At 55.1% G+C, this 4,193-nt stretch carries 6 protein-coding genes; 2 read left to right on the top strand and 4 right to left on the bottom strand.

What is annotated here, in order from left to right; translation table 11 throughout:
- Positions 1 to 44: 44 nt before the first annotated feature.
- The 4 genes from B3Z49_RS18140 to B3Z49_RS18125 all read right to left on the bottom strand — a co-directional run bounded on the left by B3Z49_RS18140 (position 45) and on the right by B3Z49_RS18125 (position 2,899).
- The gene (locus B3Z49_RS18140; protein WP_296993391.1) at positions 45 to 491 is read right to left on the bottom strand and encodes an MmcB family DNA repair protein; all 447 of its coding nucleotides are present in this window, start codon (positions 489 to 491) and stop codon (positions 45 to 47) included.
- Between the two features lie 78 nt (positions 492 to 569).
- Positions 570 to 815 carry a DUF2312 domain-containing protein gene (locus B3Z49_RS18135; RefSeq protein ID WP_007090950.1) on the bottom strand — a complete coding sequence of 82 codons (246 nt, stop codon included), beginning with the start codon at positions 813 to 815 and terminating at the stop codon, positions 570 to 572.
- Between the two features lie 112 nt (positions 816 to 927).
- Positions 928 to 2,097 carry a carboxylate-amine ligase gene (locus tag B3Z49_RS18130; protein ID WP_296993372.1) on the bottom strand — a complete coding sequence of 390 codons (1,170 nt, stop codon included), beginning with the start codon at positions 2,095 to 2,097 and terminating at the stop codon, positions 928 to 930.
- Between the two features lies 1 nt (position 2,098).
- Positions 2,099 to 2,899 carry an N-formylglutamate amidohydrolase gene (locus tag B3Z49_RS18125; protein ID WP_296993371.1) on the bottom strand — a complete coding sequence of 267 codons (801 nt, stop codon included), beginning with the start codon at positions 2,897 to 2,899 and terminating at the stop codon, positions 2,099 to 2,101.
- A 294-nt stretch (positions 2,900 to 3,193) separates the two neighbouring features.
- Here B3Z49_RS18125 and B3Z49_RS18120 point away from each other — a divergent pair, with 294 nt between their 5' ends.
- Positions 3,194 to 3,943 carry a FadR/GntR family transcriptional regulator gene (locus B3Z49_RS18120; RefSeq protein ID WP_063087159.1) on the top strand — a complete coding sequence of 250 codons (750 nt, stop codon included), beginning with the start codon at positions 3,194 to 3,196 and terminating at the stop codon, positions 3,941 to 3,943.
- 44 nt (positions 3,944 to 3,987) lie between these two features.
- The coding region (locus B3Z49_RS18115) for a DUF4147 domain-containing protein (RefSeq protein WP_296993370.1) at positions 3,988 to 4,193 on the top strand (206 nt) is incomplete at its 3' end.

The raw sequence follows: 4,193 nt of genomic DNA, 5'->3' as shown, positions 1-4,193 counted from the left end.
TTCATAAATATGAAATAATAACAGGAAACTATCCTTTCGAGAGCCTATCCCAATACATTTTCCTTTGAAGAAAACTTGTTTACTCGCCCTGCTGCGGTCTGTCCGAAGGAAATCAGGAGCTTTTTTCGACGCGCTGCGGAAAGCTTTTTTTCCGCACTTGCACGGATGATCGCGGCTTCAAACCGGTCGGCCACGATCAGTCCGACATCATCAGGAATCAGATCCTTGGGAAAGTGCATTGGAACAGCAAAAAAGAACCGGTCACAGTAATCCAGATAGCTCTGCCATTTTTGGTCGACACGGAAATCCTCGACCGATGATTTGACCTCGACCGCCCAGAGCTCCCCTTTGGGGCCAAGCGCCAACACATCAAGCCTGCGCCCATTGCCCAGACGAAGCTCCGTCAGGCAGGCCATTTCATGATGATATAACAGCCGACAGACACCTTCGGTGACCTCGGCGGTGATTTCGGGGCGGGATGCGGTTTTCATGCGCCAAGATTACAAAAGCAAAAGCCCGCTTGAAAGCGGGCTTTTGGTATTCTCGGCAGGTCTGCTGACAGGATGGTGTCAGCTCATACCCAGCGCACGTTTGTAGACTTCCAGGATTTCTTCCTGTTCGGTGCGCTCGTGGTCTTCCATTTTGCGCAGACGAATGATCTGGCGCAGGATTTTCACGTCATAGCCAAGCGCCTTGGCTTCGCCATAGACTTCCTTGATGTCAGCCATCAGGTTGGCTTTTTCTTCTTCAAGACGTTCGATACGCTCGACATAACTCGCAAGCTGATCGGCTGCGATACCACCGACTTCGGTCATCAATTCTTCTCCGATGATGGATTGCACAGCGGATATCCGATGCGCGGAATTCAAAGGGCCCAAACCCGTTTCGGCGCGACGATACTCAATGCACCGGTCGCTGACAAGCCCGTTAGGTGTCCGATCTTGCGTTGGGATCCGTCCGTTCAATCAGCACATCGGCAACCGCGATCAATGCGTCCTTTGGCGAGGCGCCGAGTTCGATTGCTGCGTCATATATTTCGCGCTGTCTGCGGGCACTGGTGCCGCGTTTTATGATGGTGCGTGCATGTTCGACTTCATCAACACAACCAAAGAATTCGGCGTCAGGTCGGATCAGCTCCAAGATTTCTTCAAGCAGATCGGCATAGGGCACGATTTCACCCCGGCCAAAATCGATCAGCCCGGCCTTCTCGCCCGGATCGCTGCCATAACGGCATGCCCGCCAGCGGTTTTCGCGCACCAGCATGTTGGCATAAATCCGCCAGCGCTGATTGTTGCGCCGCAGACGATACAGCATGCGCATCAGACATCGCGTAATCGATGCAACACAGACAGCGTCTTCCAGATCGGTGCAAACATCGGCGATCCGCATCTCAAGGGTCGGCCAACGATCAGAGGGCCGCAAATCCCACCAAAGCTTTGTGCCATCCTCGATCACACCGGCATTGATCAGCATATCGACATGGCGGCGATATTCCGCCCACGAGCCAAACACTTCCGGAAGGCCCGTGCGCGGCAGGTTATCAAACACCGACAATCGGAATGTCTGAAGCCCGGTTTCCTTGCCGCGCCAGAACGGCGAGCTGGTGGTGAGTGCGAGAAGATGGGGCAAGAAATAGCTCGCCTGCGCCATCAGTTCGATACGCAAATCGTCGTCTTCGATCCCGACATGAACATGCATCCCGCAAATCAGCAACCGGTCGACCACGGTGCGCAGATCGCGTGCGATGGTGTTGTACCGTTCGCCATCGGTATGTTTCTGATCGTCCCACTGGGCAAAGGGATGGGTCGATGCCGCCAGCAACGCCATATCGTATTTCGCCGCCACCTCGGAAAGCGTGCTGCGCATTTCAATAAGCTGCTCGCGCGCTTCAAGTGCGCTGTTGCACACTTGGCTTCCAGTTTCGACCTGACAGCGCATGAATTCGCTTGAAACCTGATCGCCAAGCTTTGCCTTGGCGTCCTTAAGGAATTCGGCAGGCGGGTCTTTGGCAAGATCGCGGGTTTCACGATCCACGAGCCAGAATTCTTCTTCTATGCCGATGGAAAATCCCGGCTCGCGTGCGTTGGCCCCTGCCAAATCAGTCTCTCCTGATCTTGTATAGGTTCGGATCCGCAAGGATGTCGGCAAAGGCATCGCCAAGGATTTTTGCCCATTTTTCACATCCCGTATCAGTATCAATCAGATCCTGACGGATTTCAATCGACACACAGGGAAGACCAGCCGCCTCGCCGTGATGGTCAATCGTGTAATCGGCCAAATGACGCCCGGAATAAGGTTCGTTATCGCCGATGGTCAAATCCGGGTTTTGCGCCCGAAGAGTTTCAAGCAAAGGCACCGGAATGCGATCATCCTGATCCCACAACACACCGATTTCCCACGGGCGTTCAAAGCCCTGAAACACGGGCGTAAAGCTGTGAATGGCAATCAGCGCCGGGGCAATTTTATGGGCATGGAAATTGGCAATCTGTTCTTCGATCGCCCAGTGATAAGGCAGAAAAATCTCGCGGATGCGCTGCATATGTTCGCTGGGCGAGACGTTCTTGTTGCCCGGCACCACGGTCTGATCGGCGATTTCCGGCATCCCGGTCGGGTCCCAAAGCTGACGGTTGCAATCAATGACAAGCCGCGAAAATCCTCCAAGAACTGCGCGGCAATCAAACCGTTCGACCAGAATTTCGGTCACCTTGCGCGCACCGATATCCCAACCGATATGGCGTTTGCGCTCTTCCTCGGGCAGGCCAAGCGTGCCAAGGCTTTTGGGGATTTCCCGGGACGCGTGGTCACAGACAAAAAGCGAATGACCCTTGCCGTTTTCGTTCAATATTTCAAACGGGGCTGGATCATCATGGCCCAAAAGGGTCCCGGCTTGGTTCGGCACGCGTGTTCTCCTGAAATCTGGTGGTCTTTGGGTATCTGCAAGGTCCGATGGCGGTATCCCTCGGTATCACTGCCGCCGAAACGCCAGTGAAAGTGGGGCGGATACGCCACTCATCCCCTGTTGAACTATCAATTTATCTCTACCGAAACAAGATTGCACTGCAATAAGCGCGCGCGGTGCATATCGACACTTTGCGTCGCCGCCAAACATCCCGTAAACTGGTATGACCATTGCGCGAACCAATATCGATATCGCTGCACTGGCAGAGAAAAACACGATTGGAGACAACCCAACATGCCGTCTGCCAAGACGCTTCAGGCACAAGACGACGCGGAAACCAAGCGCCCCAAAAGGATTGCGGATCAGGTTGCCGATCAAATTCTTGAAAAGATCTCGGATGGCATTTTTCTGCCCGGTGATCGCCTGCCCGGCGAACGCCAGCTTGCCGAAAGCATGTCGGTCAGCCGCGTGTCGGTGCGCGCCGCCTTGCAAAAGCTCAAGACCCGCGGGTACTTGCGCGCGGTTCAGGGGGGCGGCACGGAAATCCTGTCATCCACCGGGATCGACATGGACACCGCGATGACCGATCTGGTGCGCGATTCGATCAGTAATCTGCGCGATCTTCAGGAAATTCGCTGCACACTTGAAACCTGGGCTGCACGGCGGGCTGCGATCAACGCCAGTGACGAGGATATCAAACTTCTGCGCATGGCCTATCGTCAGGCGCATGACCCACGGCGGGCCGCCAAATACCGTGCGGATGATGACCACCGCCTGCACATGATGATCGGCCGGGCGACGGGCTCGATCATTTACTATCACGTGATGAAAATGCTGCATGATGTGTTGCAGGCAGCACTCAATGAAATCCGCTTCAACGGGATGGTCGGCCCGACCTTTGATCGCATGGTGCAGGAACATCACCGCGACATTATCGAAGCCATCGCGGCCCACGACCCCGACGCCGCCGAAAAGGCGATGTCGAACCATCTGCAGGCCGTGATTGATTTCTTCAAGACCGCATCTGACAAGCAGGCAACCTAAAAACCCGGACCAAACCGGCCACAATCCAATCAGGGAAACCCGATATGACGACTTCGCGCGAAAAACTTCTGGCTTTGATGGATGCGGCATTAAAGGCCGCCGACCCCGGGGTTCAGATCCCGCGCAACCTGCCCGAACCGCCAAAGGGCAAAACCATCGTCATTGGTGCGGGCAAGGCATCGGCCAATATGGCACGCGAGTTCGAGAAAGCCTGGAAAGGTGACGTCGAAGGTCTGGTCGTCACCCGCTA

Origin of the sequence: Thalassospira sp. UBA1131 (assembly GCF_002311515.1) — a bacterium.
GTDB lineage: Bacteria > Pseudomonadota > Alphaproteobacteria > Rhodospirillales > Thalassospiraceae > Thalassospira.
Note: the sequence above shows the minus strand (reverse complement) of the source record. Positions and strands in the feature narration are given on the sequence as shown.